The 26,381-nt window shown below is 65.5% G+C and carries 23 protein-coding genes, 1 tRNA gene, 1 other RNA gene and 1 pseudogene; 18 read left to right on the forward strand and 8 right to left on the reverse strand.

All coding sequences use genetic code 11. From position 1 onward, the window contains the following. The first annotated feature begins 105 nt into the window (after positions 1-105). Positions 106-1,077, forward strand: a complete 972-nt coding sequence (locus C450_RS15495) for an ABC transporter permease (protein WP_005045015.1) — start codon at positions 106-108, stop codon at positions 1,075-1,077. Between the two features lie 3 nt (positions 1,078-1,080). Then, a complete protein-coding gene (locus C450_RS15500) occupies positions 1,081-1,425 on the forward strand; it encodes a DUF7268 family protein (RefSeq protein ID WP_005045017.1) in 345 nt (114 codons plus the stop codon). On the opposite strand, the gene C450_RS15505 is transcribed toward C450_RS15500, so the two are convergent. Continuing rightward, a complete protein-coding gene (locus C450_RS15505) occupies positions 1,414-2,700 on the reverse strand; it encodes a dihydroorotase (RefSeq protein WP_005045019.1) in 1,287 nt (428 codons plus the stop codon). The two genes, C450_RS15500 and C450_RS15505, sit on opposite strands and share 12 nt — an antisense overlap. 24 nt (positions 2,701-2,724) lie before the next feature. After that, positions 2,725-3,438: a lipoyl protein ligase domain-containing protein gene (locus C450_RS15510; protein WP_005045021.1), complete on the reverse strand. Its 714-nt coding sequence runs from the start codon at positions 3,436-3,438 to the stop codon at positions 2,725-2,727. Between the two features lie 52 nt (positions 3,439-3,490). Between C450_RS15510 and C450_RS15515 the strand changes: the two genes are divergently transcribed. The 5 genes from C450_RS15515 (at position 3,491) to C450_RS15535 (ending at position 8,896) form a co-directional block, all read left to right on the forward strand. Next, positions 3,491-4,378, forward strand: coding sequence for a hypothetical protein (locus C450_RS15515; protein ID WP_005045023.1), 888 nt, complete (start codon positions 3,491-3,493; stop codon positions 4,376-4,378). A 263-nt stretch (positions 4,379-4,641) separates the two neighbouring features. Beyond that, a complete protein-coding gene (locus C450_RS15520; RefSeq protein WP_005045025.1) occupies positions 4,642-5,781 on the forward strand; it encodes an NAD(P)/FAD-dependent oxidoreductase in 1,140 nt (379 codons plus the stop codon). Positions 5,782-5,934: 153 nt separating this feature from the next. Then, positions 5,935-6,573, forward strand: coding sequence for a hypothetical protein (locus tag C450_RS23010; RefSeq protein WP_241430414.1), 639 nt, complete (start codon positions 5,935-5,937; stop codon positions 6,571-6,573). 343 nt (positions 6,574-6,916) lie between these two features. After that, positions 6,917-7,903, forward strand: coding sequence for an asparaginase (locus tag C450_RS15530; protein WP_005045028.1), 987 nt, complete (start codon positions 6,917-6,919; stop codon positions 7,901-7,903). A 93-nt stretch (positions 7,904-7,996) separates the two neighbouring features. Continuing rightward, a complete protein-coding gene (locus C450_RS15535; protein WP_005045032.1) occupies positions 7,997-8,896 on the forward strand; it encodes a polysaccharide deacetylase family protein in 900 nt (299 codons plus the stop codon). Positions 8,897-9,124: 228 nt separating this feature from the next. Here the strand turns inward: C450_RS15535 and C450_RS15540 are convergent, their stop codons facing one another. From C450_RS15540 to C450_RS15550, 3 genes and pseudogenes are all read right to left on the reverse strand, one after another. Then, positions 9,125-9,583 (reverse strand): DoxX family protein, encoded by a 459-nt coding sequence (locus C450_RS15540; protein WP_005045034.1) that lies wholly within the window; start codon positions 9,581-9,583, stop codon positions 9,125-9,127. Between the two features lie 64 nt (positions 9,584-9,647). Continuing rightward, positions 9,648-11,922: pseudogene (locus tag C450_RS15545) on the reverse strand (DEAD/DEAH box helicase). Positions 11,923-12,108: 186 nt separating this feature from the next. Next, positions 12,109-13,863, reverse strand: a complete 1,755-nt coding sequence (locus C450_RS15550; RefSeq protein ID WP_005045036.1) for a MutS-related protein — start codon at positions 13,861-13,863, stop codon at positions 12,109-12,111. A 165-nt stretch (positions 13,864-14,028) separates the two neighbouring features. On the opposite strand from C450_RS15550, the gene C450_RS15555 reads away from it, so the two are divergent. From C450_RS15555 to C450_RS15575, 5 genes are all read left to right on the forward strand, one after another. Then, entirely contained in the window at positions 14,029-14,577 is a 549-nt protein-coding gene (locus C450_RS15555; protein WP_005045038.1) for a ribbon-helix-helix protein, CopG family, read from the forward strand. Positions 14,578-14,709: 132 nt separating this feature from the next. Continuing rightward, positions 14,710-15,918 (forward strand): Nramp family divalent metal transporter, encoded by a 1,209-nt coding sequence (locus C450_RS15560; RefSeq protein WP_005045039.1) that lies wholly within the window; start codon positions 14,710-14,712, stop codon positions 15,916-15,918. A 38-nt stretch (positions 15,919-15,956) separates the two neighbouring features. After that, on the forward strand, positions 15,957-17,978 hold the full coding sequence (locus tag C450_RS15565) for a hydantoinase/oxoprolinase family protein (protein WP_049910335.1): 2,022 nt from the start codon (positions 15,957-15,959) through the stop codon (positions 17,976-17,978). Then, positions 17,975-19,660, forward strand: a complete 1,686-nt coding sequence (locus C450_RS15570) for a hydantoinase B/oxoprolinase family protein (RefSeq protein WP_005045042.1) — start codon at positions 17,975-17,977, stop codon at positions 19,658-19,660. Before C450_RS15565 ends, C450_RS15570 begins: the two co-directional genes overlap by 4 nt. After that, positions 19,657-20,364: a maleate cis-trans isomerase family protein gene (locus C450_RS15575; RefSeq protein ID WP_005045046.1), complete on the forward strand. Its 708-nt coding sequence runs from the start codon at positions 19,657-19,659 to the stop codon at positions 20,362-20,364. Before C450_RS15570 ends, C450_RS15575 begins: the two co-directional genes overlap by 4 nt. An 18-nt stretch (positions 20,365-20,382) precedes the next feature. Here the strand turns inward: C450_RS15575 and C450_RS22165 are convergent, their stop codons facing one another. Then, the gene (locus tag C450_RS22165) at positions 20,383-20,541 is read right to left on the reverse strand and encodes a hypothetical protein (protein ID WP_161606974.1); all 159 of its coding nucleotides are present in this window, start codon (positions 20,539-20,541) and stop codon (positions 20,383-20,385) included. A gap of 173 nt (positions 20,542-20,714) precedes the next feature. Here C450_RS22165 and C450_RS15580 point away from each other — a divergent pair, with 173 nt between their 5' ends. Next, the gene (locus C450_RS15580; RefSeq protein ID WP_005045050.1) at positions 20,715-20,897 is read left to right on the forward strand and encodes a hypothetical protein; all 183 of its coding nucleotides are present in this window, start codon (positions 20,715-20,717) and stop codon (positions 20,895-20,897) included. 275 nt (positions 20,898-21,172) lie between these two features. On the opposite strand, the gene C450_RS15585 is transcribed toward C450_RS15580, so the two are convergent. Then, positions 21,173-21,247, reverse strand: a tRNA-Arg gene (locus C450_RS15585). A gap of 88 nt (positions 21,248-21,335) precedes the next feature. Here C450_RS15585 and C450_RS15590 point away from each other — a divergent pair. Beyond that, positions 21,336-22,175 carry a geranylgeranylglycerol-phosphate geranylgeranyltransferase gene (locus C450_RS15590; RefSeq protein WP_005045053.1) on the forward strand — a complete coding sequence of 280 codons (840 nt, stop codon included), beginning with the start codon at positions 21,336-21,338 and terminating at the stop codon, positions 22,173-22,175. Positions 22,176-22,239: 64 nt separating this feature from the next. Next, the gene (locus C450_RS15595) at positions 22,240-22,647 is read left to right on the forward strand and encodes a CoA-binding protein (RefSeq protein WP_005045054.1); all 408 of its coding nucleotides are present in this window, start codon (positions 22,240-22,242) and stop codon (positions 22,645-22,647) included. A gap of 36 nt (positions 22,648-22,683) precedes the next feature. Here C450_RS15595 and C450_RS15600 read toward each other — a convergent pair whose 3' ends face one another. Continuing rightward, complete coding sequence (locus C450_RS15600) at positions 22,684-23,091, reverse strand: DUF5798 family protein (RefSeq protein ID WP_005045056.1); 408 nt, start codon at positions 23,089-23,091, stop codon at positions 22,684-22,686. Positions 23,092-23,193: 102 nt separating this feature from the next. Between C450_RS15600 and C450_RS15605 the strand changes: the two genes are divergently transcribed. The 3 genes from C450_RS15605 (at position 23,194) to C450_RS15610 (ending at position 26,319) form a co-directional block, all read left to right on the forward strand. Next, the gene (locus C450_RS15605; protein ID WP_005045057.1) at positions 23,194-23,607 is read left to right on the forward strand and encodes a DUF7548 family protein; all 414 of its coding nucleotides are present in this window, start codon (positions 23,194-23,196) and stop codon (positions 23,605-23,607) included. A 350-nt stretch (positions 23,608-23,957) separates the two neighbouring features. Further along, positions 23,958-24,271: signal recognition particle sRNA (gene ffs, locus C450_RS20955), an RNA gene on the forward strand. A 302-nt stretch (positions 24,272-24,573) separates the two neighbouring features. Continuing rightward, positions 24,574-26,319: a Rieske (2Fe-2S) protein gene (locus C450_RS15610; protein WP_005045059.1), complete on the forward strand. Its 1,746-nt coding sequence runs from the start codon at positions 24,574-24,576 to the stop codon at positions 26,317-26,319. The last annotated feature ends 62 nt before the right edge of the window (positions 26,320-26,381 follow it).

Consider the following 26,381-nt stretch of genomic DNA (forward strand, 5'->3'; position numbering starts at 1 on the left):
TGGTGTTCGCGTTCCTGTTCACGCTGGTGAACCTGGGCGTCGACATCACCTACTCCGCGCTCGATCCGAGGATCCAACAATGACACGCAAACTGGAGGGACGGCGATGAGCACCGAAACGGAGATGGGCAGCGGTCGTACGCGCGGGGTCTTCGATCGGCTCCGGGCGTCGCCGTTCCTCTCGGATCTCCTCTCGAACCGGCTCGCGCTCGCCGGCATCGTCATCGTGTTCGGGATGGCGGCGGTCGCGATCTACGCGCGGCTGTTCGTCGATCTGGAGGCGATCTCGCTCACCCAGTTCGGCCAGAACCCGCCGCGGCAGGCTCCGGGCTGGTGGGCGAACCTGTTCGGCAGCGGGGCGACGGCCACGACGGTCGGTTTCCTCGAATACCCGTTCGGCACCGACGGCCAGGCGCGGGACATCTTCCCACGGGTGCTCTACGGCGCGTGGTACGCCCTGCTCTACGGCACGATCACCGTTGCGATCTCGACGGTCGCCGGCGTCGGACTCGGGATCGTCGCCGCGTACTTCGGCGACGTCACCGACAACGTCGTGATGCGGACGATGGACGTGCTGCTCGCGTTCCCCTCGCTCCTGCTCGCGCTCGCGCTGGTCGCCATCTTCCCCGACGATCTCGGGCTCTGGCGCGCGGTCGCCGCGCTCACCCTCGTCTACACGCCACGGTTCGCCCGCGTCATTCGTGGCGCGGCGCTCGCCGTACTGGAGGACGAGTACGTCGACGCGACGGTGGCGCTCGGTGCGACCGATCCCCGGGTGATCGTTCGGCACATCCTCCCGAACTGTCTCGCGCCCATCACCGTCCAGAGCACGCTGAACTTCGGGCTCGCGATCATCGACCTCGCCGCGCTGTCCTTCCTCGGGTTCGGTGCGCCCACCGGCACGCCCTCGTGGGGGCTGATGCTCTCCAATGGCGTGGAGCAGGGACTTCTGACCGGTCAGTGGTGGTGGTCGTTCTTCCCGGGACTGTTCCTCGCGATCACCGTCTTGGGGTTCAATCTCCTCGGTGACGGGATGCGCGACGCCCTCGACCCACGGATGCGCGAGGCCATCGACTGATCCGTGGCGCTCGGTGCGTGGCTCCGCCCGCGAATCCGACTGCTCGCCACGGCGGGTGCGGTCGGGGTCGTCGCGGGCGCACTCGCCCTCTTCGCGCTCGCCGCCGTTCGCACTCCCGAGTTCGCCAGCACACAGACCTTCGCGGTCGGTGCGCTCGTGCTCGGGTTCGCGGTGCTCGGCTGGTCGGGCTCGGTGCTCGCCGGCAACGCTGTCGAAACCCTCCAAACCCATCTCGACACCGATACCGGCTGGACCGAGCGCGATTCGCGGCGCGCGATGGCTCGGCTGGTCGGGTTCGGTGTGGGTGTGATGATCGGCGTCGTGGTCGCGACGACGCTACTCTCGTGACCGGACGTTCTCGCCGATCGCCGCGCCGAATCGCTCTTCGCCGTCGGTGCGCTCGTAGACCGTCTCGCCGCGTACCATCGTCCACTCCGGGAACACGCCTTCGAACCCGTCGAACGGCGTCCACCCGCAGTCCGTCGCCAGTTCCTCGCCCCGAATATCGCGGGTCGCGTCGGGGTCGACGAGCACGAGATCGGCGTCCTTCCCGGCCTCGACACGGCCTTTTTGTGGAAGGTCGAACACCGCGGCGGGGTTCGCGGCCGTGAGATCACGCACCCGCTCGTAGTCGAGCCGTCCTGCGCGCGCCTCCGCGAGGAGCAGGGGGAGCGCGGTCTCGACACCCGGAACACCGCTCGGGGCGTCCCAGATCCCCGCGTCCTTCTCCTCGCGGGTGTGCGGCGCGTGGTCGGTTGCGATCAGATCGACCGTCCCATCGGCGACGCGCTCGTACACCCCCTCCCTCCGCTCCTCGCTCCGCAGCGGCGGGTTCATCCGTCCGTGAGTGCCGAGGTCGTCGTAGTCTTCGCGCGAGAGCAGGAGGTGATGGGGCGTCACCTCGCAGGTCATCTCCATACTATCCGCGGCGTCGATCCCCTCCGGCGTGCTCGCGTGGGCGATGTGGAGCTGTGCGCCGGTGTCTCTGCCGACCTCGCACGCGCGCTCGACCGCCGCGCGCTCGGCCTCCGGGGTTCGGAACGCGCTCCACGCGTCGGCGTCGTCACGATCCCTAGTGGACGCGTCGAACCGCGTCGCGTCCTCGGCGTGGACGGTGACGGGAACGCCGCGCTCGGTCGCGGCCGTTACGGCGTCGGCGAACAGGTCGGCGTCGATTCCCATTTCGCCCGTCGAATCCGCGAGAAAGACCTCGCCGAGCGCGAACAGGGGCCGATCGAGCAGTTCGTCGGGCTGCCAGTCGGGCGTGACGCCGCCGTTGATTCCGAAGTCGACGACCGAATCCGTAGTACAGGTGGCCTTCTCGTCGAACGTTTCTCCGTCGACCGTCGGGGGCTGGGTGTTCGGCTGGTCCACAACCGTGGTGACGCCACCGGCCGCTGCCGCCCGGCTGCCGCTCGCCCACGTCTCCTTCTCGGGAAAGCCCGGTTCGCGGAAGTGGACGTGGGCGTCGATCATCCCCGGCAGTAGGAGCTTTCCGGTGGCGTCGATAGTCGTCTCGTCAGCACCGGCCGACAGTCGGCGCTCGACGGCGGCGATCCGCTCGCCTGCCACTCGGACGTCGCGCTGGCGACCGTCGACGAGCGTCGCGTTCGCGATGAGCATGGTGACGCTCGACCGCCCGCAGGCCTAAGCGTCCCGATCGTCGGCTGGGTCGTCTGCCGCCGATTCGTCCGTCGACTGGTCGTTCGTACTCCGATACCCCTCCGCGAGTGCCTGCTCGATCGTGCGGGCGACGGTCTCGGGGTCGGCGTCGCTGCCGGCGCGCGCCACACTCCCGACCGAGTCGGGATCGAACGCCACATCGAGGGCGTCGTAGATCGGTTCGAGCACCTCCGCCATCGCCGCAGCGTCGCGGGTCACGACGATTCCCGCGACGAGCGCGGCGTCGCTCCGCACGCGCTGGGCGAGCCCCGCGATCTTGCCGTCGGCCTGAAGTGAGTGCGACCCCGGACAGAACGAGTTCGGCGGTTCGCCGTCGCGCGCCTCGACTCCGAGCCGGTCGAACGCCGCTTGGAGATTGGTGGTCGCTCGTGCGTAGCGTTGCTGGATCTCCCGCCCCTCGATGGGCTCTGCTCGCGCGAACGCCACCGTCGACCCGGTGTACGCGACTGCGCGGCCGCCGACCTCGCGCTCGATGGGAGAGAAGTCGTGGTCGGCGGCGATTTCGCGCGCCCGGTCGTAGCCTTCGGCGCGGGCGTCGCGCCGACCGAACGCGATCTGACGGTGGGGCGTCCACGCGCGCACTGCCGGCTCGCCGGTCGTTGCGGTGTGTGCGACCAGCTCGCGGGTGCGCTCGCGATCGGCCTCGATGTCGGCCGCTCGCCCCTCGAAGACGCGCATAGTCGATGGAGGGGGCGACGGGGCTAAACGCCCGCGCTTCGTCGTCTCGCCAATGGCCGTCTCGCTCGGTGCCGACGTCCTCTCGCAGTACCGTCGCTTTTCGTTGTATAACTCCCCCTACGTCGCCCACGAGCAGGGACACGCGATCGATCTCTACCCCGATGCGGGGCTCGGCCCGGCGACCGACGGCGAGCCCTCGATCGCACCGTCGCCGGTCGCTGGCGAGGTGCTCGACACCCGAACCGTGCGCGCCCCACCGAAATCCCACGCCGAGGCTGACGACCACCTCCTTCTCGTCGACACCGGCGAGCACGTCGCCCGCGTGCTTCACGTCGAGCCGACCGTCTCGCCAGGTGATTCGATCGCCGTCGGTGATCCGCTTGGTCGGCTCGTCCGGGCGGGATTCTTCGCGCCGTGGGTCGACAACCACGTTCATCTCGAATTTCGCTCGCCCGACGCGAACTCGTATCGTGCGAGCGGGTCGCTTCCGCTCGCGGTTGAGTGCCCGATCGTGGGGCTCGACTGGGACGGGACAGGTAGGGTCGTCGAGACGGGCGACACCTACGCCGTGCTCGACGCTCCCTCCCATCCCGATCCAGGCGAGCGCTTCGTCGGGATCGCGGCCGACGACGGAGGGGTTCTCGACGGCGGCCTCATCCACTACACGGGCGGCGGCGCGCTCGCCACTGATGGCGACCGCGAACGCGACGGCGCGGTGTCCTTGCTCGGGCGTGCGGTGGGCCACGCCTCCGGCCGTGACGTGGCGTGGGAGTCGCTCGACGTGCTCGCCAACGGCGAGCGCATCACCGGCCTCTCGCTGTTCTGTGGCCGCGAGGCCGATTTCGGCGCGAAACTCGTCTGTCCCGACACCGAGTTCGCCTGCGGCGAGCGCGTCACGGTCGAACTCCACCCGAGCGACGATCCGATTCGACTCGGCTGATCCGCACACCGCAGGCCGGACGGTGCGGTTGGCGCGCGGGAGCGCCGAAGGCGCGACTCGCGTGCGAGATCTGCACGAGTGAAGCGAGTGAGGGAGTCGGTTGGGAGGCATGTGGATGGTTGCGGTGCTGGTGGTGCTGTGTGGCCTGTGGTTCTCAGTTGCCCCGTGCGAGCAGCGTTGTTGTTCGTCCTCTGCACCCTACATACCTAGGTCGACTTCGGCGTTCTCAACGCATTTAACCGACGCACCCCTACCGAACACCGATGCGAATCGCCGTCCTCGGAGCCGGCTACGCCGGTCTCACGCTCGCTCGACAGCTCGAAAAACGGCTGTCAGAGTCGGACGAGATCGTCGTCGTCAACGACCGCCCCGATCACCTCGTCCAGCACGAACTCCACCGCGTCGTCCGACGGCCGTCGCTCGCCGACGGGATCACGGTCGATCTCGCCGACGTCCTCGATCGTGCGACCCTCCGCGTCGCGCGAGTCACGAACGTCGATCACGAGCGAGGCGTCGCCGAACTCGACGATGACGAGGAACTCTCGTACGACGTCGGTGCGGTCTGTCTCGGGGCCGAAACCGCGTTTCACGATCTGGAGGGCGTCGAGGAACACGCCACACCGCTGAAACGTCTGCCCGACGCCGCGCGCATCCGCGAGGAGCTCCTCGAACTCGCCGCCGGCGATCGGGTCGTGGTCGGTGGAGCCGGCCTCTCGGGCGTCCAGATCGCGGGCGAACTCGCCGCGCTCGCCCGCGAGGAGGGGATCGATCGCGAGATCGTGCTGCTCGAACGCCTCGACAGCGTCGCCCCGAACTTCCCGGCGAACTTTCAGGAGGCGGTCCACGAGGAGCTCGAAGCCCGCGACGTGATCGTCAACACCGGCGCGGCGGTCGAGCGCGCGACCGACGACGCCATCGAACTCGACACCGACGAGCTGCCCTACGGCCAGTTCATTTGGACCGGCGGCATCCGCGGACCGGACGCGCTTGCCGGCGAGCGCCCGATCGTGCCCGACACGCTCCGGCTCGGCGGCGACACGTTCGTGCTCGGCGACGCCGCGCGAGTCACCGACGCCGACGGCGCGGCGGTCCCGGCGAGCGCCGCGGCCGCCGTCCGCGAGGCACGAAGCGTCGCCGACAGCATCGCCGGGATCGTGTCCCACCGACAGGATGGCGGTGGAGACGACGCGCTGTTCGAGCCACGGCCAGAGCGATTCAGGTTCGACGCGCCCGGCTGGCTGGTCAGCGTCGGCGACGGTGCGGTGGCCCAGGTCGGACCGACGGTGTTCCGGGGACCGGCCGCGAAGGCGCTCAAAACGAGCGTCGGGGCGGGCTATCTCTCCTCGGTCGGCGCGATCGAGAACGCGGCCGGACTCGTGCGCGAAGAACTCGCCGGCGACTGAGGCCGTCCGGCGCTAACGCCGTCCGTGTCGTGCTTTTCGGTCATCGCCGGCGAGCCGATTCGAAACCGTTCTGCCGACCGTTTCGTGCCCGAAACGATGGCCGAACGGAAAACGACCGAGGAAGTTATACCCCGGACGCGACCTGAATGGGGTATGACCGGACGATTCGCCCCCGTTTTGCTGGCAGTCCTCCTCCTGCTCGCGGGATGTTCGCAGCTCGCGTCGGCACCGAACGAGCAGCCCGAGAACACGACGGTCGCCGGAACGGACGTGCAGAGTGCAACGCCGTCCCCGACGACCACAAACGCCACAGCAAACGCGACCACCACACCGAACACGACCGCCGCAGCGAACACCACCACGGAAACCATCCAGGGGCAGGCTCCGACGAGCAGCACGCCGACAGCGACCGAAACCACGACGCCAACCCGAACCTCGACGGCAGCCCCGACGACGACCGGAACACCCTCCCCGACCGCGACGCCATCGCTCGAGTCCCACTTCGTCGTCATCATCGGCGGGAGCCCCGACGACAAGGTGACCTACGACTTCTCGGTCACGGGGACGATCGAGCGCCGCGGCGAGAGCTACGGCGCACCGATCAACGACGATGGCGTGACCCGCGATCCCGACATCGATATCATCTCGCCGAACGGTTCGAGCGTTAGCGGCCGACTCGGCGGCGGTGGTGACGCCTACCGGATCACCGGCGAGATCACCGACTTCGAGGCCGCCAGCGAGGGTGCGGTCGACGTGTACGTCGACGGCGAACGGATCGAGACCGACGATTGAGAGGGACGGTTGTAACCGATCACTGGCCCGATCGCACGTCTTCGTGCGGCCGATCTCGGAACGACTGACAACCACTCCCCACGAGACCGTGGCGATCACGCTGTCGGTTCCTTCTTCGATGCCTTCGACCCTCTTTCGCCGCCAACAGTTCCCGTTCGTGGCAGAGACGTTGATACGGTTCCCGACGGGCAGTGCGTTCGCCGACACCGTGGTAACCCAAGCTCACACAGCACATGTAGCGTCGTGCGGACATCGGGTTTCGCCGTCTCGGACATCGGGTTTCGCCGTCTCGGACATCGACGCCGTTCGTTTAAGTGGCAGTAGTGCACACCACATGCCGAGAATGTCTGCATCCATCACTGTACTGAGCACCGGCGGGACGATCGCAAGTACGCAAGCGGAGGACGGTGCAACGCCAAGCAGAAGCGGTGGCGATCTCATTGCAGCCGTACCGGAGCTCGGATCGTACGCCGATATCGCGGTGACGGAAGTCGTGCAGACGCCGAGCTTCGATATGGATATCGAGTCGCTTGCAGTGATCGTCGAACAAACACGCACGGCCGTCGATGATGGCGCTGATGGCGTCGTCATCACCCACGGGACGGACACGATGGCGGAATCCGCCTACTACTTGGATCTCGTCCTCGATCTGGATGCACCGGTCGTTCTCACGGGAGCACAGCGTCGTTCGGACGAAGTCAGTCCCGATGGCCCGAGCAATCTTCTCACCGCAGCCCGGGCGGCAAGCCACGACCGATTCCGCGACAGAGGCGGTGTCTACATTGCGTTCGACGAAGAGCTGCACGCCGCACGAGACGTCACGAAAGCACACACGAGTGACCTCTCGGCGTTCGTTTCTCCGGATAAATCCCCAGTCGCACACTTCACCCGCGAAAGCGTACGCGTCCACCGCGAGCCGGGAAGTCGGTCGGACACGATCGAGGCCACCACAACGTCGGCTGATGTCGTAGTGGTGAAAACGGGGATCGGTGTCGGTACACAGCAGGTCGACGCCGCCCTCGGTGGGAGTGTCGATGGCCTCATCGTCGAGGGGACCGGTCTCGGCAATACGACGAGTCCACTCGGCGGTGCGATCCGTGACGCCCTCGAAGCGGATGTTCCAGTTGTCATCACCTCGCGCTGTCAGGGCGGGGCAGTCGCGCCCGTGTACGGAACGCCCGGTGGCGGGAAAACGCTCCGCTCGCATGGGATAATCGATGGCGGTGATCTCCCCGCTCACAAGGCACGTCTGAAACTCATGCTACTCATCGAAGAGTATGAGGCGGCCGATCTCACCACTCTCCGCGAGGCATTCGAGGCGAATTCGTGACGAAGACGGAGAACGAACACGAGCAGACTCCGGAAATACTTGCGACGACGATCATTGCTATTGGCCGTGGGTGTGAACCGATATGCGGTCACAATGAGTGATATCGATGTCGCAATCGGTGTCGATGCGGACTGTGTTGCTGGCTGGCTGGGATCGTACGGCGGCGCGGATTCACCGGCGGATCTCTCGCGTGGACTCTCCGCCGGAAATGAGGGCATTCCGCGTCTGCTCCAGCTGTTCGAAGACGAAGCTATCGACACCTCGTGGTACGTTCCAGGGCATACTATCGAAACCTTCCGTGAGGAGATTCAGGCAGTCGCGGACGCTGGCCACGAAATCGGCGTTCACGGCTACTCTCACGAAAACCCGACCGACCTCTCACGCGAACAGGAAGACGAGATCCTTCAACTCTCGATCGATCTCGTCGAGGAAGTGACGGGTGAGAAACCGGTCGGCCACCGCGCGAGCTGGTGGGAGTTCAGCGAAAACACGCCAGATCTCGTCGAGAAGTACGACTTCCTCTACGATAGTAGCCTCATGGAGCGCGAGTTCGAACCGGGCTACATGCGCAAGGGCGATAGCTGGGAGAAAATCGACTACGATCAGGAGCCTGATTCGTGGACGACACCGTACGAATACGGTGACGAAACCGATGTCGTGGAGATTCCTATCAGCTGGTATCGAGATGATATCCCATCGATGCTGTTCATCAAGCAGCCACTCTATCACGCCGGCTACAAAAATCCGGAGATGATGTACGAGCAGTATTACAAACCGCAGTTCGATTACCTCTACAATCGCCGCGGTGCTGGTGTCTACACGTTCACTATCCACCCCGACCTGCATGGACTACCCCACATGATTCCCCACCTCGAAGCGTTCATCAACTACGTGAAAAACCACGAAAACGCGGAGTTCAAAACGCTGGAAGAGGTCGCGCGCAAGTACGACGACGATCCATCCGTCTACGAAGCTCGTGGTGAATACGTCTGAACCGGGTCGCTTCTCCGGCGACTTTTGATCGACTTCGTACTGCTACTTGTATATCGGACATCGACTGCCGTTTCGAACTGATTCACAACCGATGACGTGACAACCCGAAGCGAGCGGCTCGGAAGCGATGACTGCCGACGTTGCGCCACCAGCGGCGTGAGACAGGCTCTCGGTACACGACAGCGGTCTGTGGATGAAGACAGTGCTTCGATGGAGCCTACTCGTCCGTTACTGGTGTGTCTCGGGGTTTGAGGCGTCTTTCTCCGAACTCTCGGGCATCAGGCGCGTGTACCACCACGCCCAGAGAATCAGGACGCCTTGGAGCGGGAGTCGTGCCCACATCGCCGCCCGAGTGATGCCCTCGGCCCAGTCGGGGGCTGCATCAGTTGCCACGTCGCTGGTCGCCATATGAACGTTCGCCGGAAACACGGCGATCAGGAGCGCGATGAGTCCCCACGCGGACCGCTGGCGCGTCCGCCGGAGCAGGACGCCAATGCCGAGTACGATCTCCGCGATGCCGGAGAGATACACGAGTGCGGCCGGTTTGGGAAACCGTGGTGGAACGATCCGAGCGTACACCTTCGGTGCAACGAAATGCATCACCCCCGCGGCGGCGTAGAAGACCCCCATCACGTAGAGCAGCGGTCGTTTGAGGCGGGGTGGCGTGTCGTCGGTATCGGTGCTCATGCACCTGTTGAGGAACGCTGGCTGAAGATAGTGTCCCCTTCGCGCGATGCGGCACGGCTCTCAGCTACGCACTATCGAGCAATCGATCCAACAGCATGACCGCGAGGCCCTTGTCGAGTGGATCGTTCGCGTTCCCGCAGTGCGGTGACTGAACGCAGGCGGGACAGCCCTCAGCACACGAGCAGTTCTCGATCATCTCCCGCGTTCGGCGCAGCAGCGTCTCGATGTCGTCGTAGCCAGCTCTCGTGAGCCCGACACCGCCGGGATAGCCGTCGTAGATGAAGATCGTGCTCTGGTTCGTGTGTGGGTGCAGCGGCGTCGAGAGCCCGCCGATGTCGCGTCGATCGCAGAGCAGCTCGAAAGGGAACATGGCGATCATGGCGTGCTCGGCGGCGTGGATCCCGCCGTCGAAGTTGCCGTCCGCCGCACGCATCGCCGTCTCGACCGATTCGGGTACCGTGAAGTATAGCGCCCGCGTTCGGAGCGAGGTCTCGGGCAGATCGAGCGAGAAGCGCCCGAGCGACTCGCCGGTGGCCCGGTCGCGGCGTTCGTAGCCCGTGATCTGCTTGCGCATCGTGACCTCGGCGAACCGGACCGTGACGTCCTCGCGGGTCGACAGCGTGACTGCATCGAGATCCTCCTCGACGGTGATCTGCTTGTCGTGGAGCACCTGCGTGTAGTAGTCCGCCCACGTGGATTCGAGCCCGGCGGTGTCGTGTGAGAGATCGAGCTCCGCGACCTCGTAGGTTTGTCCTTGATGGTGGTAGATCGCGCCGGGGTGAGCGTCGCGGAGCCCGTCACCGAACGGGAGCTGGCCGACCGTCTCGCCGCGCTGGCGGTCCCGTAGCTGGATGGTGCGGTCCTCGATCGTTCGCAGGCTCATCTTGTGCTGAGGGCTGTCCCGCCTGCGTTCAGTCACCGCACTGNAACGCCTCGCTGAAATGCTCGCGATCCTCGGGCGTGAGCCACGATTCCCGCGCTGCACTCAGCACGTGATCGGGCATGAGCTGGTCGTTCGCGGGGTTGACGACCGCCTGTTCGGGGTCGCCATCGAAGAAGTCCGCGGGGTTATCCATCAGGTACTGGTCGAGTTGATCCTCGCCGGCGACGAGCACGACCAGACTCGGATCGTCGCCCCTGCCTGCCCGCCCGGCACGCTGGTGAGTCGACATTCGCGTGTCCGGATAGCCGTCGAGCAGTACCACATCGAGTTCGCCAATGTCGACCCCGAGTTCGAGCGCGTTCGTCGACCAGACGCCGCGGATCGACCCATCGTGAAGCCCGTCTTCGATGGTGTTGCGGCGGGACTGCGGGAGCGCCGCCTGATAGGCGGTGACGCTGCTGGCGAGGTCGCCGTGACCGCGGTCGCGGAGAGCGTCGGCGCTCTCGGACGCGTAGCGTTCGGCGGCCTGACGGGCGCTCGTGAACGCCACGGTCTGGAAGCCCCGACTCACGAGGTCCGCGAACAGCCGTTTGGTCTCGGTATGGCTCGATCGTCGTCGTCCGCTGCTGTCGCTGCGGCCCTGCTGGGATTCGTCGTCGTACTCGGGCGGGTTCCAGAACAGCCAGTGGGTCGGCCCGGTCGTACTCGTGTCCTCGTCGACCAGCGCGAACGAGGAGGCAGGCTGGCCGGTGACGGCACTGGCGTGCTCGGTGGGATTGCCGATGGTGGCCGAACAGCAGACGAACTGGGGATCGGCGTCGAACTCCTCGCAGACGCGCGCCAGCCGGCGGAGCACGAGCGAAACGTGGCTGCCGAACACCCCACGGTACTCGTGAACCTCGTCGATCACGACGGTGTCGAGCCGCTCGACGAACCAGTCCCAGAGCCGGCGAGCGTGCGGCAGAATCCCGTAGTGGAGCATATCCGGTGTCGTGAGAAGGACCGTGGGCTGGCGGTCGCGGACGCCGCGTTTCTCTGATTTCGAGAGGCGGCCGGTGTACTGGTCGACGCGGACGCGGCTGCCGAAGCCGAGGCCGTGAGCGAGCTCGGAGAGGGTATCGGCCTGATCGTTGATGAGCGCGACCTGTGGCGCGATGTAGAGCGTGCAGCGACTGTCCGCGAGCGCGCGCTCGAAGGCTGGAACCGTGTAGGCGAGACTCTTCCCGCTCGCGGTCCGGGTCGCGAGGACGGTGTTCTGGCCGTCGCGGACGGCTTCGATCGCGGCGGCCTGGTGGTCGTAGAACTGCTCGATCCCGTCGTCGGTGAGGACACCCCCGAGGCGGGACTCGACATCGACATCTCGGAAGGTAGCGGACCGGCCGGAAACTTGCTGGTGGAGCTGCACCTGCCCATCGTAGTACGGCCGGTCCCGGAGCCACGCGACGGTGTTCTCCACAGAATCAGTACGCAGTCCGCGGAGCTAACGGTTGCGATCCCGGACCTCGCTCGCTGATGTACTCGGCTACTGTTGACAGTAGTCGGTGACACGGTTTCTTCGTTCGGGGTCGGGTGACGTGACTGGAGCAAACAGCAGCCTCGTCGGCCAGTCGATCTTGTCACTTCCGGTGATCCACCTATCCGTTCATCCCGACCATTCTGCATCGAGCAGCGTCTGCTGGACGATGTCTTGGCCGACGGCGTCGGCGAGCACCTCGAAACCAGCACGCTCGCTCCGATCGCTCGCGTTCGCCACCAGTCGTGAGACGATGAACTCCGGCGTGGATCGACCGACGGTCCCGAATTGTGGCTGATAATCCACGTCGAGCGTCAGATCGTCGCGCAGGCCTCTGGCGAAAATGCCGTCGGTACGCGCCCGATCCGGCAGGGGTTCGAGATCGTCCGCGAGGTGGGTGACGTAGACGCCGACGGCTCCCGCATCGACCGCGAGACGCACTAATCCGTACAGCAGGTCGGCGGCGCTTCCCGGTTCGGTGATCGCCTCGAACTCGTCGACCAGCATCAGCGTCCGGTTGCTTTCGGTCAGCGGCGGCACGATCGTCTGGAGCGTGGATTCGAGCACGCCAGCGTTGAAACTCGCGTGCCGGCGATGGAACACGATGGCGTCGACGCGGCTCACTTCGGCCTCATCGGCCGGGACGGGCAAGCCCATGTGCGCGAGGACGACCACCTGACAGAGCGTCTCCAAAAGGGTGGTCTTCCCACCACTGTTCGCCCCGGTGAGTACCGTGACCTGATCCCCGGTCGGTACCTCGGCCGCACACTCGTGGTCGCCGACGGCGTACGTGACTGGCTGCACATCGTCGTTGGCCGCGACGAGCGAGAGGTTGCGTGCGTTCACAGCCCCAACACAACCCGACTCGACGAACGTGGGGCGAGTCAGATCGTAGGCGCGGACGAACCGTGCGAGCGAGAGCTGGAAGGCCGTCTCGCTCACTGCGGTGACGGCAGCTTCGATCTCGTCGCGGCTATCGTCGAGTGCGGCCTCCAGTTCGTCTGCGACCGCTTGCTCGCGAGCTTCGACCGATTCGCGGAGTGTCCCGAGCAGCTCGCGGAGGCCCTGCGTCACGAAATCCGTGGCGTCGGCAGCCCCGGTGGGGGTTGCCTCCCGGACCCGCGGTGCCGGGAGTGGCGTCTCGCTCGCCACATGACTGATGAACGCTTCACGGAACTCCTCGCTCGAACGAACGCCGTCGGATTGGATGGCCTCGATGACGTCGATGCCCTGCGCTTCGAGCTGTTCGACCGCCGTGAGCTGCTCGCGGGCCGTATCGAGTTCGTCGTCGATGCCTTCGCGAACGGTGGGCTCACCTCCCTCTGTGTCGAGGGAGCCGAGCGCTTCGCGGGCATCGTCGAGCGCGTCGGGGTCGATGGCGTCGATCGAGGCGAACACACCGATGCTGACGCCGATGTCTTGGAGTGCGAGCACAGTCTCGACCGCGGCGCGGTCGCCACCACCCATCTCATCGAAGCCGGCGAAGACGTCGAGAACTTCCTCGCAAGTGGCGTCGTCGAGATCGCCCCAGGTGTCCGTTGCGAGGATCACCTCGTCGAGGCGGTCTTCCATAGCGTCGCGCGAGGTAAGCGGTGCCAGCACACGGATACGGTCGCCCGCGTGATCGGTGACAGCGTATGTTTGGACCCGTGCGAGGAGGTCCTTGTAGACGGTGCGTGCATCCGGCGTCGTGAGGATTCCCATCCCCTGTTCGCCGTGGGCGTGCCGAAGGATCCGGGTTGCCCGCCCGCGGGCGAGTCCAGCATCGACGAGGACGCCGATATCCATCGATTCGATCGCCCGAATCGCGCGCTCAGTGCCGAGTCCGTCTTCGAGCTGGGAGGCTGTCTTCGGGCCGATTCCCCAGTAGTCCTGGAGGTGCATAGAAACCCGCTCCGCTGCGAGCACCCAAATAGGTGCTTGGCTCGTGATCCCCGGGCTCCTGCGTGAAGCACACGCGATTGGCGAGCCAAGGACGAGCAAGAGCGCGGACTGAGAGCGGGTCAGCACCGACGAAAGAGTGTAGTTCGTACGGATGTTCGGAGCACCATGACTGGCGACCGCGTCACGGTCTCGTTGGATAGCGATGCAAGTGCCGCCCTCGAAACGCTCACTAGCCGCACAGAGAACGGACAAAGTGAGCTCGTCCGCCAGGCACTCACGTTCTATGCGGCAAATTTCGAAGCGGCGACGGCCGATGCGAGCGCCAACTTGGAAGAGTATCATCGAATGCTCGCTGGTGGTGAACACGTCCTTCTCGATGTCGACTTCCTGCACTGCTTTCTCGAACATATCGAGGGTGAGTCGGGCGATCCCGACCCCGACTTTCTGGAGTGTACCGATCGCGTTGCAGAGTATCATACGAGCGAATACGACGAGCGATTCACCGATCTCGGCGAACTTCTCGATTGGCTGTCGTTCTGTGGTTTTCTCACGGTTCGCGAAACCGAAGCGGACACCTACCACATCGTCTTTCCGACGGAGTCGATGAAGTGGTTCATGCTTCGGTTCATCGAGCGGAGCACCGCATCGCTCGACTTCGATATCGATGTCAACGAGGGTGTTTCGAAAGTGCTGCTCACCGAACGACACGAATGAATACCGATGCAGTGAGTCCGGTTCGCAGTGGTCTTGCTTGGCCAGTTCATACGGCTGCATACTGTATGCACACCGTTCACAGCAACCCTTTTCACCCGATTGTGTAGTGATCTATCGTGAGGTAGATTGGGAATGGGACTCATCCAACGATTGCGGACGATCGGCCCGGGAGCGATGGTCGCGGCGGCGTTCATCGGACCCGGAACCGTCACGACGGCGAGCGTCACGGGCGCACGCTTCGGCTATGCACTGGTCTGGACGCTCGGCTTTTCGATACTCGCAACGATCGTCCTTCAGGAGATGAGCGCTCGCCTGGGGCTCGTTTCTCGTGAGGGGCTTGGCGAAGCGTTGCGTGATCAGTTTGACAATCCGATCGCCAAATGGGGATCGATCGTCCTCGTCGTTGCTGCCATCGGGGCCGGCACGGCCGCGTACGAAGCCGGGAACATCCTCGGCGGGGCGGCCGGGTTGGAAACCATCACCGGCGTGAGTTCGACGATCTGGGGGATCACGATGGGAGTTGTGGCCGGAGCGCTCCTCTATACGGGGAAATACAAGCTCATTGAGCGCGCGCTCGTCGGGCTGGTCGCCATTATGGCGATCTCGTTTCTCGTGTCGGCAGCACTCATCGGCCCGGACTTCGGTGCGCTCGCGGCCGGGTTCGTCCCGACGATTCCCGACGGATCGGTGTTTCTCATCACGGGACTCATCGGCACGACAGTCGTCGGCTACAACCTCTTCTTGCACGCGAGCAACGTCCAGGAGCGCTGGAGCGGTCCAGCGGAACTGTCCGACTGTCGGACGGACACGGTGCTATCGATCCTCATCGGCGGGCTCATCACTATCGCCGTGCTCGTGACGGCGGCGGCTGCGTTCCCGACCGGCACCGAGATCTCCGACGTCGGGCGGATGGCCGAGCAGCTCCGGCCGATCGCCGGTCCGTACGCGACGCTGTTTTTCAGCATCGGACTGTTCGCGGCCGGGTTCACGAGCGCAACGACCGCCCCGCTGGCTGGTGCCTACGCCACCACGGGCGCGCTCGGGTGGGATACCGACCTCTCCGCGCCCCGGTTTCAGGCGGTGTGGGGTGTCATTCTTCTGGTGGGCGTCTCGTCGGTCCTTCTTGGCGGGAGTCCGGTCGAAATCATCGTGTTCGCACAGGTCGTCAACGGTATTCTCCTCCCGATCATCGCGATCTTCCTCATCATCGCAATGAACTCCGATACACTACTCGGCGAGTACACCAACGGCACGGTGTCGAACGTTCTCGGTGGTCTCGTGACGATAATCGTCGTCTGGCTCGGCGTCCGGACGTTCCTCACGGTGACGGGAGTGCTCTAATGGACGATACAGCCCGCCTCGATGCCGAGACCCACGATATGCGCCTCGGTATCGAGGATCACGATGTGCGCCTCGCTGTCGATGTCGGTGGCACGTTCACCGACGTGGTGGTGCTCAGCGGTGACGACCTCACGACCGCGAAGGTGCCGAGCACCGACGACCAGAGCGTCGGCGTCATCGAGGGCATCGAGAAAGCCTGCGCCGAGGCCGGCATCGACCCCGCGGACATCGACTCGTTCGCCCACGGCATGACCGTCTCGGTCAACGCACTTCTCGAAGAGACAGGTGCGAAGACCGCGCTAGTCACGACCGAGGGCTTCGGCGACGTGCTCGAAATCGGCCGTCAGGATCGCCCCGCGCTGTACGATCTCGACGCCGAAAAGCCGACGCCGCTGGTTCCCCGCCGCCGACGTCACGAACTCACCGAACGCGCGACCGTCGATGGTATCGAGACGCCGATCGACGACGAGGACGTGCGGGCGCTCGCCGACGAACTCGCCGACGACATCGATTCCGTCGCGGTCTGTCTGCTGCACGCCTACGCCCACCCCGAAAACGAGCGCCGCGTCGCCGAGATCCTCCGCGAGGAGTGCGACGCCCACGTTTCGGTCTCCCACGAGGTACTGGCCGAGTTCCGCGAGTACGAACGCACTGCAACCACGGTCGCCGATGCGTACGTCACGCCCGCAATCGATAGCTACATCGGTCAGCTCGAAGCGCGCGCCGACGAGCACGGGATATCGACGCCGCGCGTGATGCAGTCGAACGGTGGCATCGCCGACCCGACGACCGTGCGTGAGAACGCCGTTACCACCGTTCTATCGGGACCGGCGGCGGGCGTCGTCGGAGCCGACACGACTGCCGCCGACCGAGCGGACGAACTGGCGGGCCTCATCACCTTCGACATGGGCGGGACCTCCTCGGACGTGAGCCTCGTCCGCGATGGCGAGGTCGAACGCACGACCGACGCCACGATCGGGAACCGCCCCATCGGCGTCCCGATGGTCGATCTGACCACGGTCGGCGCTGGTGGCGGCTCGGTTGCGTGGGTGGATGCGGGCGGCGCACTCCGTGTCGGTCCCGAGAGCGCCGGCGCGAACCCCGGTCCCGCCTGCTACGGGCGCGGCGGAACCACGCCCACAGTGACCGATGCGAACGTCGTGCTCGGCTATATCGGTGGGAGCTCCGCACTGGGCGGCGAACTCGAACTCGACGAGGTGGCCGCCCACGAAGCGCTCGCTGGCCTCGCGGCCGAGGCGGGGCTCGACGATGCAGTTGAAGCCGCACGCGGGGTCTATCGGGTGGCGAACGCGACGATGACGCGCACGATTCGCTCGATTACCGTCGAGCGCGGCCACGATCCGCGGCAGTTCGGCCTCGTCGCCTTTGGCGGTGCAGGGCCGATGCACGCGACCGCACTCGCCGACGCGCTCGACATCGAGCGGGTCGTCGTCCCGCGTGCCTGCGGCGTGCTATCGGCGTACGGGCTGCTGGCGGCCGACGAGAAACACGATGCTGTCCAGACCTACCGGACGCCGCTTGCGGCTATCGACACCGACGCGGTCGAGAACGCCTACGACGATCTCGCCGAAAGCGTCAGAGCGGACGCTTCTGCCCCGAACGCCGCGTCCATCGAGCGGGCGGCGGACTGTCGGTACGCTGGCCAGAGCTTCGAACTCACCGTCCCGGTCGCGGAGCCGCTCGATCCGACGGCGCTCGAAGAGCGCTTCCAGACGGCCCACGACACCGCCTACGGCTATCGGATGGACGACGCGGTCGAACTCGTCACGCTGCGGACGACCGCAACCATCGAGCGCGAACCGACGACCCCCGCGTACGCCGGCGAGGGCGAGCCGCAGAAGGACCAGCGGGAGGCGGTCTTCGGTGACGAGCGACACCGAACGCCGGTCTATGCTCGTGAAGCGCTTCCCGCCGAGGACGAACTGACTGGACCGGTGATTTGTGAAGGGAACGAAAGTACCGTCGTCGTCCCACCGGGATGGTGCGGAACGGTCGGGACCGATGGAACGCTCGTTCTCGAACGGGGTGATGAACCATGAGTGATACCGAATCGACCCTCGACGCAGTAACGCTCGAAATCATTCGCAATCAGCTCGAAGGCGTCGCCGAGGAGATGGGCGAGGTGCTCATCACGAGCGCGTACTCTCCCAACATCAAGGAGCGCCGGGACTGCTCGACGGCGCTCTTCGATGCGGACGGACGGCTCGTCGCTCAGGCCGAACATATCCCCGTGCATCTCGGCGCGATGCCCGAGGCGGTCGATGCCGTGCTCGACGACGAGCCCAAGCCGGGCGACGTGTTCGTGCTCAACGACCCCTTCGCGGGTGGCACACACCTCCCCGACATCACGATGGTCTCCCCGATCTCCGTAGCGGAGACCGGAAGTGCTGAGGCCAGCTCGGATGCTGAGACCAGCCCGGAAATCGTCGGCTATGCGGTCTCACGCGCTCATCACGCCGACGTGGGTGGGATGACGCCCGGCAGCATGCCGGCCGGCGCGCGCGACATCCAGCAGGAAGGGCTTCGCCTCCCGCCGACGCGACTCGTCGACGGCGGCGAGATCGACGCGGACGTCCGGGAGCTGATCCTCGCGAACGTTCGCGATTCCCGCGAGCGCTGGGCGGACCTGCGCGCCCAGCTCGCGGCCAACGAGCGTGGCGGCGAACGGCTCCGAGCGCTGCTCGACGAACACGGCCACGAGGAACTCCTCACGGCGTTCGATGCAGTCATCGACTACTCGCGCGACCGGGTCGCAAGCGAACTTTCCGAGCTTCCCGATGGCACGTGGGAAGCCAGCGATGCACTCGAAGGCGACGGTGTGACCGACGTGGACATTCCAATCGAAGTGACGGTCGAACTCGATGGTGGCGAAGCGACCGTCGATTTCACGGGCACCGCTGGACAAGTCGCAGGCAACCTGAACGCGCCGCTGGCGGTGGCCAAAAGTGCGGTGTATTTCGTCATCCGGTGCGTGACGGACCCGGAAATACCACCGAACCAAGGGTGTTACGACCCGATCTCGGTTCATGTCCCGTCGAAATCGCTGTTGAACCCCGAGTCGCCGGCCGCCGTCGTCGGTGGCAACGTCGAGACGAGCCAGCGCGTGACCGACGTGACCTTCGCTGCGCTCGCCAATGCCGCCCCCGAGGTGGTGCCTGCCGGTGGTCAGGGGACGATGAACAACCTCACTATTGGCGGCCGGACCGACGGCGATGACGAGATCACGGCCGAGGAGTTCTCCTACTACGAAACCATCGGCGGTGGCTTCGGCGCACGTCCAAGCAAAGACGGCATGGACGGCGTACAGGTGGGAATGACGAACACGTTGAACACCCCAGTCGAGGCGCTCGAAGCGGCCTACCCACTTGCCGTCGAGCGGTATGCGCTGCGGCCGGGCAGCGGTGGGAACGGACGGTATCGTGGTGGGTTGGGAATCGAACGTTCCGTCACGCTCGGCACCGACGCGACCGTCTCGCTGCTCACCGAGCGCCGCCGAATCCCGCCGCGTGGCATCGCTGGCGGTGCGGACGGCGCGACCGGCGAGAACTTCATTGACGACGAGCCGGTGCCAGCAAAGACGACTCGCGAGGTCGATGCCGGAACGACCGTAACTGTGCGCACGCCGGGCGGCGGCGGTCATGGTGATCCCGACGAGCGCGACGAGACACTCGAAGCACGCGACCGTGCGGACGGCAAGACGGGTATGGAGAACCAGTCATGAACGGCTGGCGCGCCCGGATCGGACTGATCGTCCCTTCCTCGAACACGACCGCCGAGCCGGAGCTTTCGGCAGCCACTCCGGCAGGCGTGAGCGTTCATGCCGCTCGAATGCCGCTGGAAAACGTCACTGCGGACGATCTCGATACGATGGCGGACCGTGCGATCGAGTGCGCGGAGCTTCTGAACGACGCCGCTGTCGACGTCGTCGCCTACGGGTGTACGACCGGCAGCCTGCTGCACGGACACGGCTTCGACGCCGAACTGGAAGCGACAATCGAGGCGACGGCAGACTGCCCGACGGTGGCGACTGCACTCTCGGTCGAGCGGTGTCTCGATGCGCTCGGGTGTCAGCGTATCGCCCTCGCGACACCGTACGTGAACGACCTCACACGGCGTGAAGTCGAGTATCTCGAAGCGAGCGACCGCGAGGTCGTCGCCGTCGACGGCCGGGAGATCGAGGCGAACACGGCCATCGGCTCGCTCACGGCTGAAGACGCCTACCGACAGGTCAAAGCGCTTCTCGCGGACGTCGACGAACCCGATGGCGTCTTCGTCTCGTGTACGAACTATTCATCCCTGTCGGTCGTGGAGACACTCGAAGCCGATCTCGGACTCCCGGTCGTCACCAGCAACGCAGCCACAGCGTGGGATGCACTGCGGACAGTCGACGTCGATGCCGAAGCCGTTCCCGGTCGACGACACTGATGGGCTTGTCGTCCACTGTTAGACGGTCGATTCGGCACTGTCGTCGCTGTCGGCTGCCTCCTCGGACCGCCAGACGGGAACCTCGCCGCCGTAGAACTCGTCGTCGCTGGATAGTTCCGCTTTCAGCTGAGGTTCGGCTGGCTCTCGGCCGATCGATGCTCGAAGGCGCCGTCCCACTCGGAGTGTAGCTCGTCGATGCGAGTTTCGATGTCCTCTGGCGTTCAGAGAGAGCCTCTGCCTCGTTGGTGACTTCCTCGGCTTTTTGCCTCCATAACTGGCGGCGCTCGGAGAATCGCTCGATAGCGTCTTCGGTATCGAGTAGCCATGCCCGATAGTTCTCTGAGGAGAGGATGGCGGCGGCGGTCGCCTCGCGGTCGAACGGTGACCGATTCGACTTCGAGCAGTACGTCGAGTCGGTCGACAGCGCACGTCTGGTCGGCGACGATCTCCGGACGATTTTCGCCGAGGGAATCTGTGTGTACGGGACCGACGAGCTGCAGTCGCTTCGCAAGGCGGTGTTCGCCGATGAGTAGCACGCAAATCGAGAGGTGACGAAATCGTTCAGTAGCATCTCGACTCCCGCAAGCGAAAGTACCGTACGAGTGGAAGGCGCGTGAGAGTGGGTCATTCGGTATAAATCTACCGCAACCGCCGATTGATTATATGGTCCGACACCGTTTCGGATGTTGTGAACCGCAAGACGGCAGGCACCGCGTTCGATAATCGAATGAAATCAAACGCACAGCCGGAGGATCGTTTAAAAGCATCCGTACGCCGTCGGCCAAATGCGGACCGTTCGAAAACCGAATGGGCGCTGCAGGATTTGAACCCGCGACAATTTGGTCCGAAGCCAAACACTCTGTCCAAACTGAGCTAAGCGCCCTCGACCGTCGGTACAGGCGAGCCGCAGTTAAACCCCGCGATCGACGCGTTCCGCGCCCTTTATTCGCCAGCCCCCGGGAGTCGCAGATATGACTGGCGAGCGCGCCCGTGGCTTGTTCGAACTCACGCGCCCGATCAACGCGGTCGCTGCGGGCGCGCTGACGTTCATCGGTGCGTTCGTCGTCGGTGGGCTGGATCGACCTGCGATGGTGGCCGCGGCGGCAGGTGCGACCGTCCTCGCCGTGGCCGCGGGCAACACGATGAACGACTACTTCGACCGCGAGATCGACCGGATCAACCAGCCCGATCGGGCGATCCCGCGCGGTGCGGTCACGCCGCGCGAGGCACTCGTCTCCAGTCTCGTGCTGTTCGCCGGCGCAGTCGCACTTTCACTCTTTCTTCCCCTGCTCGCGGTCGCGATCGCGGTCGTGAACCTCCTCGCGCTCGTCGCCTACACGGAGCTGTTCAAGGGGCTACCGGGCGTCGGCAACGCCGTCGTCGGCTATCTCGGCGGGAGCACGTTTCTGTTCGGTGCGGCGGCGGTCGGACGGGTCACGGCTGCGGTCGTCGTGCTGTTCGCGCTGGCGGCGCTCTCGACGGTAGCCCGCGAGATCGTGAAGGATGTCGAGGACCTCGCCGGCGATCGCGAAGAAGGGCTGAAAACCCTCCCGATCGCCGTCGGCGAGCGTACTGCGCTCTGGCTCGCGGTCGGGCTGCTCGCGGTCGCGCTTGCCGCCAGCCCGCTGCCGTACGTCCAGGGGACGTTCGGCTGGCCGTATCTCGTCGTGGTCGCGCTCGCGGATCTCGCCATGATCTACGCCGCAGTCGAGAGCTTCGCCGATCCGACCGCCGGCCAGGAGCATCTGAGCTACGCGATGTTCCTCGCTGCCGCCGCGTTCGTCGTCGGCCGGGTCGCGGTCGCACTCTGAATCGGCCACAGCCACGACCCCGATCGGCGGTGCGTTTTTGTCCGCGGATCGCCTCCGAACGGGTATGCCAGTGACTGACGACGACGAACTCCGCGAGATCCTGGGTCTGGAAACGGTGGCTGTCGTCGGGTGTTCGTCCACACCGGGTAAGGACGCCCACGAGATCCCGCGCTACCTCCGCGAACACGGCTACGACGTCATCCCGATCAACCCCTACGCCGACGAAATCTTCGGGCGCGAGCCCGCCGACTCGCTCGCTGACGTCGACGAAGCGATCGACATCGTCGACGTGTTCCGTCCGAGCGACGAGGTGAGCGGGATCGTCGATAGCGCGCTCGATCGCGACGATGCACCCGTCATCTGGACGCAGCTCGGGATCCGCGACCCGGAAGCGACCGATCGGGCCGAGGATTCGGGTCGGCAGGTCGTCGAGGACAAATGCATAAAAGTCGAACACGGGCGGCTCTGTTGAGGCGACGACCCGGCTTCGGGTGACGATCGAGCCGACTTATCGGTTGGCTCCGGCGGTCCCCTCCGCCCCGCTTCGGTCCGTCTCTGTTTCGTCTGTTCCGGTCTCGTTCACCTCGACTCCGCCCGTTCCGGCGTTGTCCGCGTCGGCCCCCTCTTCGCTCGAGATATCGGCGTTCGCGTCGGCTGCGTGGTCGGGCTCGGCCTCTCTGATCGTCGCTTCGGCGACCTGCTCGTCGATATCGATCCCCTGCTCCTCGGCGAGCGCGTCGAGGATCGCCCGCTGTTCGTCGAGATCGCGTTCGATGCGTTCGACTCGGTTGCTCGTGGCCTCGACGTGAGTCTTGACTTCGTTGACCTGGGTTCTGAGTTCGTCGACTTTCGTGTACAGCTTTTCGGCCATCTCCGTCACCGTCTGGAGCTTCTTGGCCGTGGTTCCGAGTCCCATATCCGGTCACTGGGGACGGAGCTACGTGGCTTTTGTGCTCGACAGCAGTCACGGAGGCCCGTCGAACGCGGCGATTAAGACGCCGCCGTTCGGAGCCGTGGTATGGACGGTACGCGGTCCGCCCCGCTGGTCGGCATCGTCGGCTGCCTCGCCGTGCTCGCCGCGCTCGTCGCCCCCTATCTCGTCGCTGACGCCGGGGCGGTCGGCGTCTACTACGACGCTGGCACCGGGCCGACCCCGCTCCTCGTCGGCCTGTTCGCTGCCGTCACGGTCATCGCCCTCGCTGCGGGGCGCGCGGACCGAACCGATCCGGCGACCGCCGCCGGTGTCGCGCTGGTCTTTGGCGTCTGTATCGCGGCGCTCGCGCTCGTGTGGGCCGTGACGGTCCCTGACGCGATCGTCTTCCAGCTCTCGCGGACCGATCTCGTCTCGTTCCATCGATGGGTGCTCGCCGCGGTCTCGCTCGCCGTTCCGATCGGTAGCGCGTGGTACACCCGTGCACTCGGGCTGGTGTAGTTCGGCTTGGCGGTGCGGTTGCGGGGCGGGCCTGGCGTCTCGACGAGCACGGCGAGTCGAGGCTCAGGAGAGCAACGCTCTCCTGGCGGATGAAGGGCGAGACGCGACCGCAGGGAGTGTCGAGGGCTTCGGGCGTGCGGTTGCGGTCGTGGGACGGTTGCGGTCGTGGGACGGTTGCGGTCGTGGGGCGGTCGGCAAGCGATCGTCCCGCGAGCGAACGCAGTGAGCGAGCGTGGTTCGAGACGGATTCGCCGTCTCGTCATCGCGAAAGACGCTTCGCGTCTTTCGAGCGACAGCAAAAGGTGGAGGTAGGGTCCGAAAAGTCCTTATGGGCGAGCAGGCAAGGATGAAACCGGACTAGGCCGGGCAGTTAGGCCCTGCTCGTTACCCGCGATACGGTCTTCAGCGGGGGCCGAACCCCGGGTGCGTCCGTGCCGACCGGCACGGGCCTCGCAAGCCAACATGGAAGCCTCGTCCGTCGGGGGCGGCGGTCCACGGCACCTCGTCCGCAGGGACGACTCGCCGTGGTTAACCGGCGGCAGTCCGTCAGGCACGGAAGTGAGCAGCGGACCGCCGGACAGCCGTCGCTCGCCGGGTCGCGGGGTGGAGAAGGCGCGCGGGTCTCCCCGTGCCGGAACGCCGGGCAATCCCGGGCCGTCCGATCTACTACTTCATCAATCACATCTGTTAGCTTAGTCGCTTCGCTGGCGTTCGCAGTACGGTTACTCGTGCCGACCGCCCCGCAACCGCACTGCCGAAGCCCTCGGCCACTCACTCCGTTCGGACCTCGCCCTTCATCCACCAGGAGAATGGGACACCAGAATCGCACTGCTCTATCGTTCGAAACCTGCACAGCGTGAAGCTTGGGAGGGCTACCGAACGCGTCCTTCATGCGAAAATAGACAACTGGACAACTAAAAGTCGTTTCAGCGAATCGTTTTGTGGGTGTGCCAGCAACACACGTACATGGCGGTCGAAGACACGGAGTACGTTCAGGTCGCATCGCTGTCGGATCTCGAAGACGAGGGCCGGCAGGTCGTGAGTAGCGACGGCCGACCCATCGCACTCTTTCACCACGAGGGCGAGGTCTACGCCGTCGACAACCGGTGTCCGCACATGGGATTTCCGCTCACTCGCGGCACCGTCGAGGACGGCATCCTCACCTGTCACTGGCACCACGCGCGCTTCGAACTGGAGGAGGGCGACACGTTCGATCTGTTCGCCGACGATGTCCAGACTTTCCCGACCGAGATCGACGACGGCGAGGTGTATCTCGATCCCGATCCCGAACCCGACGTGCCGCCCGCGACCCGACGACGCAATCGCCTCGCCGACGGCCTCCAGGAGAACATCTCGCTCGTGATGGCGAAGTCGGTTATCGGCCTTGACGAGGAGGACGAGGGGTTCTACACGCCACTCGAAACAGCAGTCAACTTCGGCACCAGGTATCGAGCGATGGGGTGGGGGCGCGGTCTCACCACGCTCGGCTGCATGGCGAACCTCCACGAGCACGTCGGCGGCCGGGACAAGCGCCGCGCGATGTTTATGGGTGTTCGCGAGGTCGCCGACGACTCCGCCGGCGAGCCGCCCCGCTTCCAGCAGTACGCCTTCGACAACCAGGACCTCTCGAAGTCCCGGCTCAAGTCGTGGTTCCGGAACACCTGCGAGGTGCGCGACACCGACGGCGCGGAGCGGTGTCTGCTCACCGCGATCGACTCTCTCCCGCCCAAGGACGTCGCGGAGATCGTCTTCGCCGCCGCGACCGACCATCGGTACATGAACACCGGCCACACGCTGGATTTCATCAATACGGCACTCGAAACTACGGAGCGTCTCGGGTGGGACGAGCACGCCGAGAGCGCGCTCGCCGCGACGGTCGCCCAGATCACCGACGCCACCCGCTCGGAAGAACTCTCGTCGTGGCGACAGCCCGTCGACATCGCCAGTCTCTGCGCCGACGCGAACGATCTCCTGCCAGACTTGGTGGCGGCCGGTGAGGGGAAAGACTGGGAGCGACCAGAGGGGTTCGTCGAGACGCTGCTCTCGGAGGACGCTGAGGCGATCATCGACGCGCTGACCGACGCGATCAAGGAGGGGGCGACGACGAGCCAGCTCGCGGACGCAGTCGCGCGCGCGGCCACGCGACGGGTGTTGTGGTTCGCCACGAACAACGAGTTCAACGACTGGAACACCGTCCACCACACGTTCACCTACGCGAACGCGGTCCACCGCGCGACCCGAAAGACCGACGCGACCGAACTCTATCGGGCGTGTTTCGACGGTGCCATGTCGGTCTACCTCGATCGATTCCTCAACTCGCCGCGTGCGCCGGTGCCCGATCCGGGCGAGTCCGACCGCGCACCCGACGAAATCCGCGCCGACCTGCTCGACGCGTTCGACGAACAGGGCCAGGTCAATCAGGCCGCGGCGCTCGTGAGCGAACACTTCGACGCCAGCGGCGATCCTGACGACCTCAAGCGTACCCTCGGCCGGGGGCTGCTCCGCGAGGACGCGAACTTCCACACTCTCCAGAACGTGGAGGGAGCCTTCGGCCGGTTCGGGGTCGTTGACGAGGAGAACGAACAGCGAACGGCGCTGATGGCGTGTGCGCGATACATGGCCGCACACTTCCCGACGCGGCGCTCGGCCGAACAGACGTTCTCGATCGCGACCAGACTCCACCGCGGCGAGCGCCTCCACGAAGTGGAGTAGCCGCTGTCGGTCAAGAATCTGCTATGTTTTGACGGTGGCGCGCGGGAGGGCGTCGAAGACGC

The organism is Halococcus salifodinae DSM 8989 (genome assembly GCF_000336935.1).
Classification (GTDB): Archaea; Halobacteriota; Halobacteria; order Halobacteriales; family Halococcaceae; genus Halococcus; species Halococcus salifodinae.

Bases quoted from the DNA above. Each gene is read 5' to 3' on its own strand.
- C450_RS15495 (WP_005045015.1), top strand. From the start codon at position 106: ATGAGCACCGAAACGGAGATGGGCAGCGGTCGTACGCGCGGGGTCTTC.
- C450_RS15540 (WP_005045034.1), bottom strand. From the start codon at position 9,583: ATGAGCACCGATACCGACGACACGCCACCCCGCCTCAAACGACCGCTG.
- C450_RS15505 (WP_005045019.1), bottom strand. From the start codon at position 2,700: ATGCTCATCGCGAACGCGACGCTCGTCGACGGTCGCCAGCGCGACGTC.
- C450_RS15510 (WP_005045021.1), bottom strand. From the start codon at position 3,438: ATGCGCGTCTTCGAGGGGCGAGCGGCCGACATCGAGGCCGATCGCGAG.
- C450_RS15595 (WP_005045054.1), top strand. From the start codon at position 22,240: ATGCCAGTGACTGACGACGACGAACTCCGCGAGATCCTGGGTCTGGAA.
- C450_RS15530 (WP_005045028.1), top strand. From the start codon at position 6,917: ATGTCTGCATCCATCACTGTACTGAGCACCGGCGGGACGATCGCAAGT.
- C450_RS15590 (WP_005045053.1), top strand. From the start codon at position 21,336: ATGACTGGCGAGCGCGCCCGTGGCTTGTTCGAACTCACGCGCCCGATC.
- C450_RS15520 (WP_005045025.1), top strand. From the start codon at position 4,642: ATGCGAATCGCCGTCCTCGGAGCCGGCTACGCCGGTCTCACGCTCGCT.
- C450_RS15570 (WP_005045042.1), top strand. From the start codon at position 17,975: ATGAGTGATACCGAATCGACCCTCGACGCAGTAACGCTCGAAATCATT.
- C450_RS15565 (WP_049910335.1), top strand. From the start codon at position 15,957: ATGCGCCTCGGTATCGAGGATCACGATGTGCGCCTCGCTGTCGATGTC.
- C450_RS15555 (WP_005045038.1), top strand. From the start codon at position 14,029: ATGACTGGCGACCGCGTCACGGTCTCGTTGGATAGCGATGCAAGTGCC.
- C450_RS15515 (WP_005045023.1), top strand. From the start codon at position 3,491: ATGGCCGTCTCGCTCGGTGCCGACGTCCTCTCGCAGTACCGTCGCTTT.
- C450_RS15550 (WP_005045036.1), bottom strand. From the start codon at position 13,863: ATGCACCTCCAGGACTACTGGGGAATCGGCCCGAAGACAGCCTCCCAG.
- C450_RS15580 (WP_005045050.1), top strand. From the start codon at position 20,715: ATGGCGGCGGCGGTCGCCTCGCGGTCGAACGGTGACCGATTCGACTTC.
- C450_RS15560 (WP_005045039.1), top strand. From the start codon at position 14,710: ATGGGACTCATCCAACGATTGCGGACGATCGGCCCGGGAGCGATGGTC.
- C450_RS15535 (WP_005045032.1), top strand. From the start codon at position 7,997: ATGAGTGATATCGATGTCGCAATCGGTGTCGATGCGGACTGTGTTGCT.
- C450_RS15605 (WP_005045057.1), top strand. From the start codon at position 23,194: ATGGACGGTACGCGGTCCGCCCCGCTGGTCGGCATCGTCGGCTGCCTC.
- C450_RS23010 (WP_241430414.1), top strand. From the start codon at position 5,935: ATGACCGGACGATTCGCCCCCGTTTTGCTGGCAGTCCTCCTCCTGCTC.
- C450_RS15575 (WP_005045046.1), top strand. From the start codon at position 19,657: ATGAACGGCTGGCGCGCCCGGATCGGACTGATCGTCCCTTCCTCGAAC.
- C450_RS15610 (WP_005045059.1), top strand. From the start codon at position 24,574: ATGGCGGTCGAAGACACGGAGTACGTTCAGGTCGCATCGCTGTCGGAT.
- C450_RS15600 (WP_005045056.1), bottom strand. From the start codon at position 23,091: ATGGGACTCGGAACCACGGCCAAGAAGCTCCAGACGGTGACGGAGATG.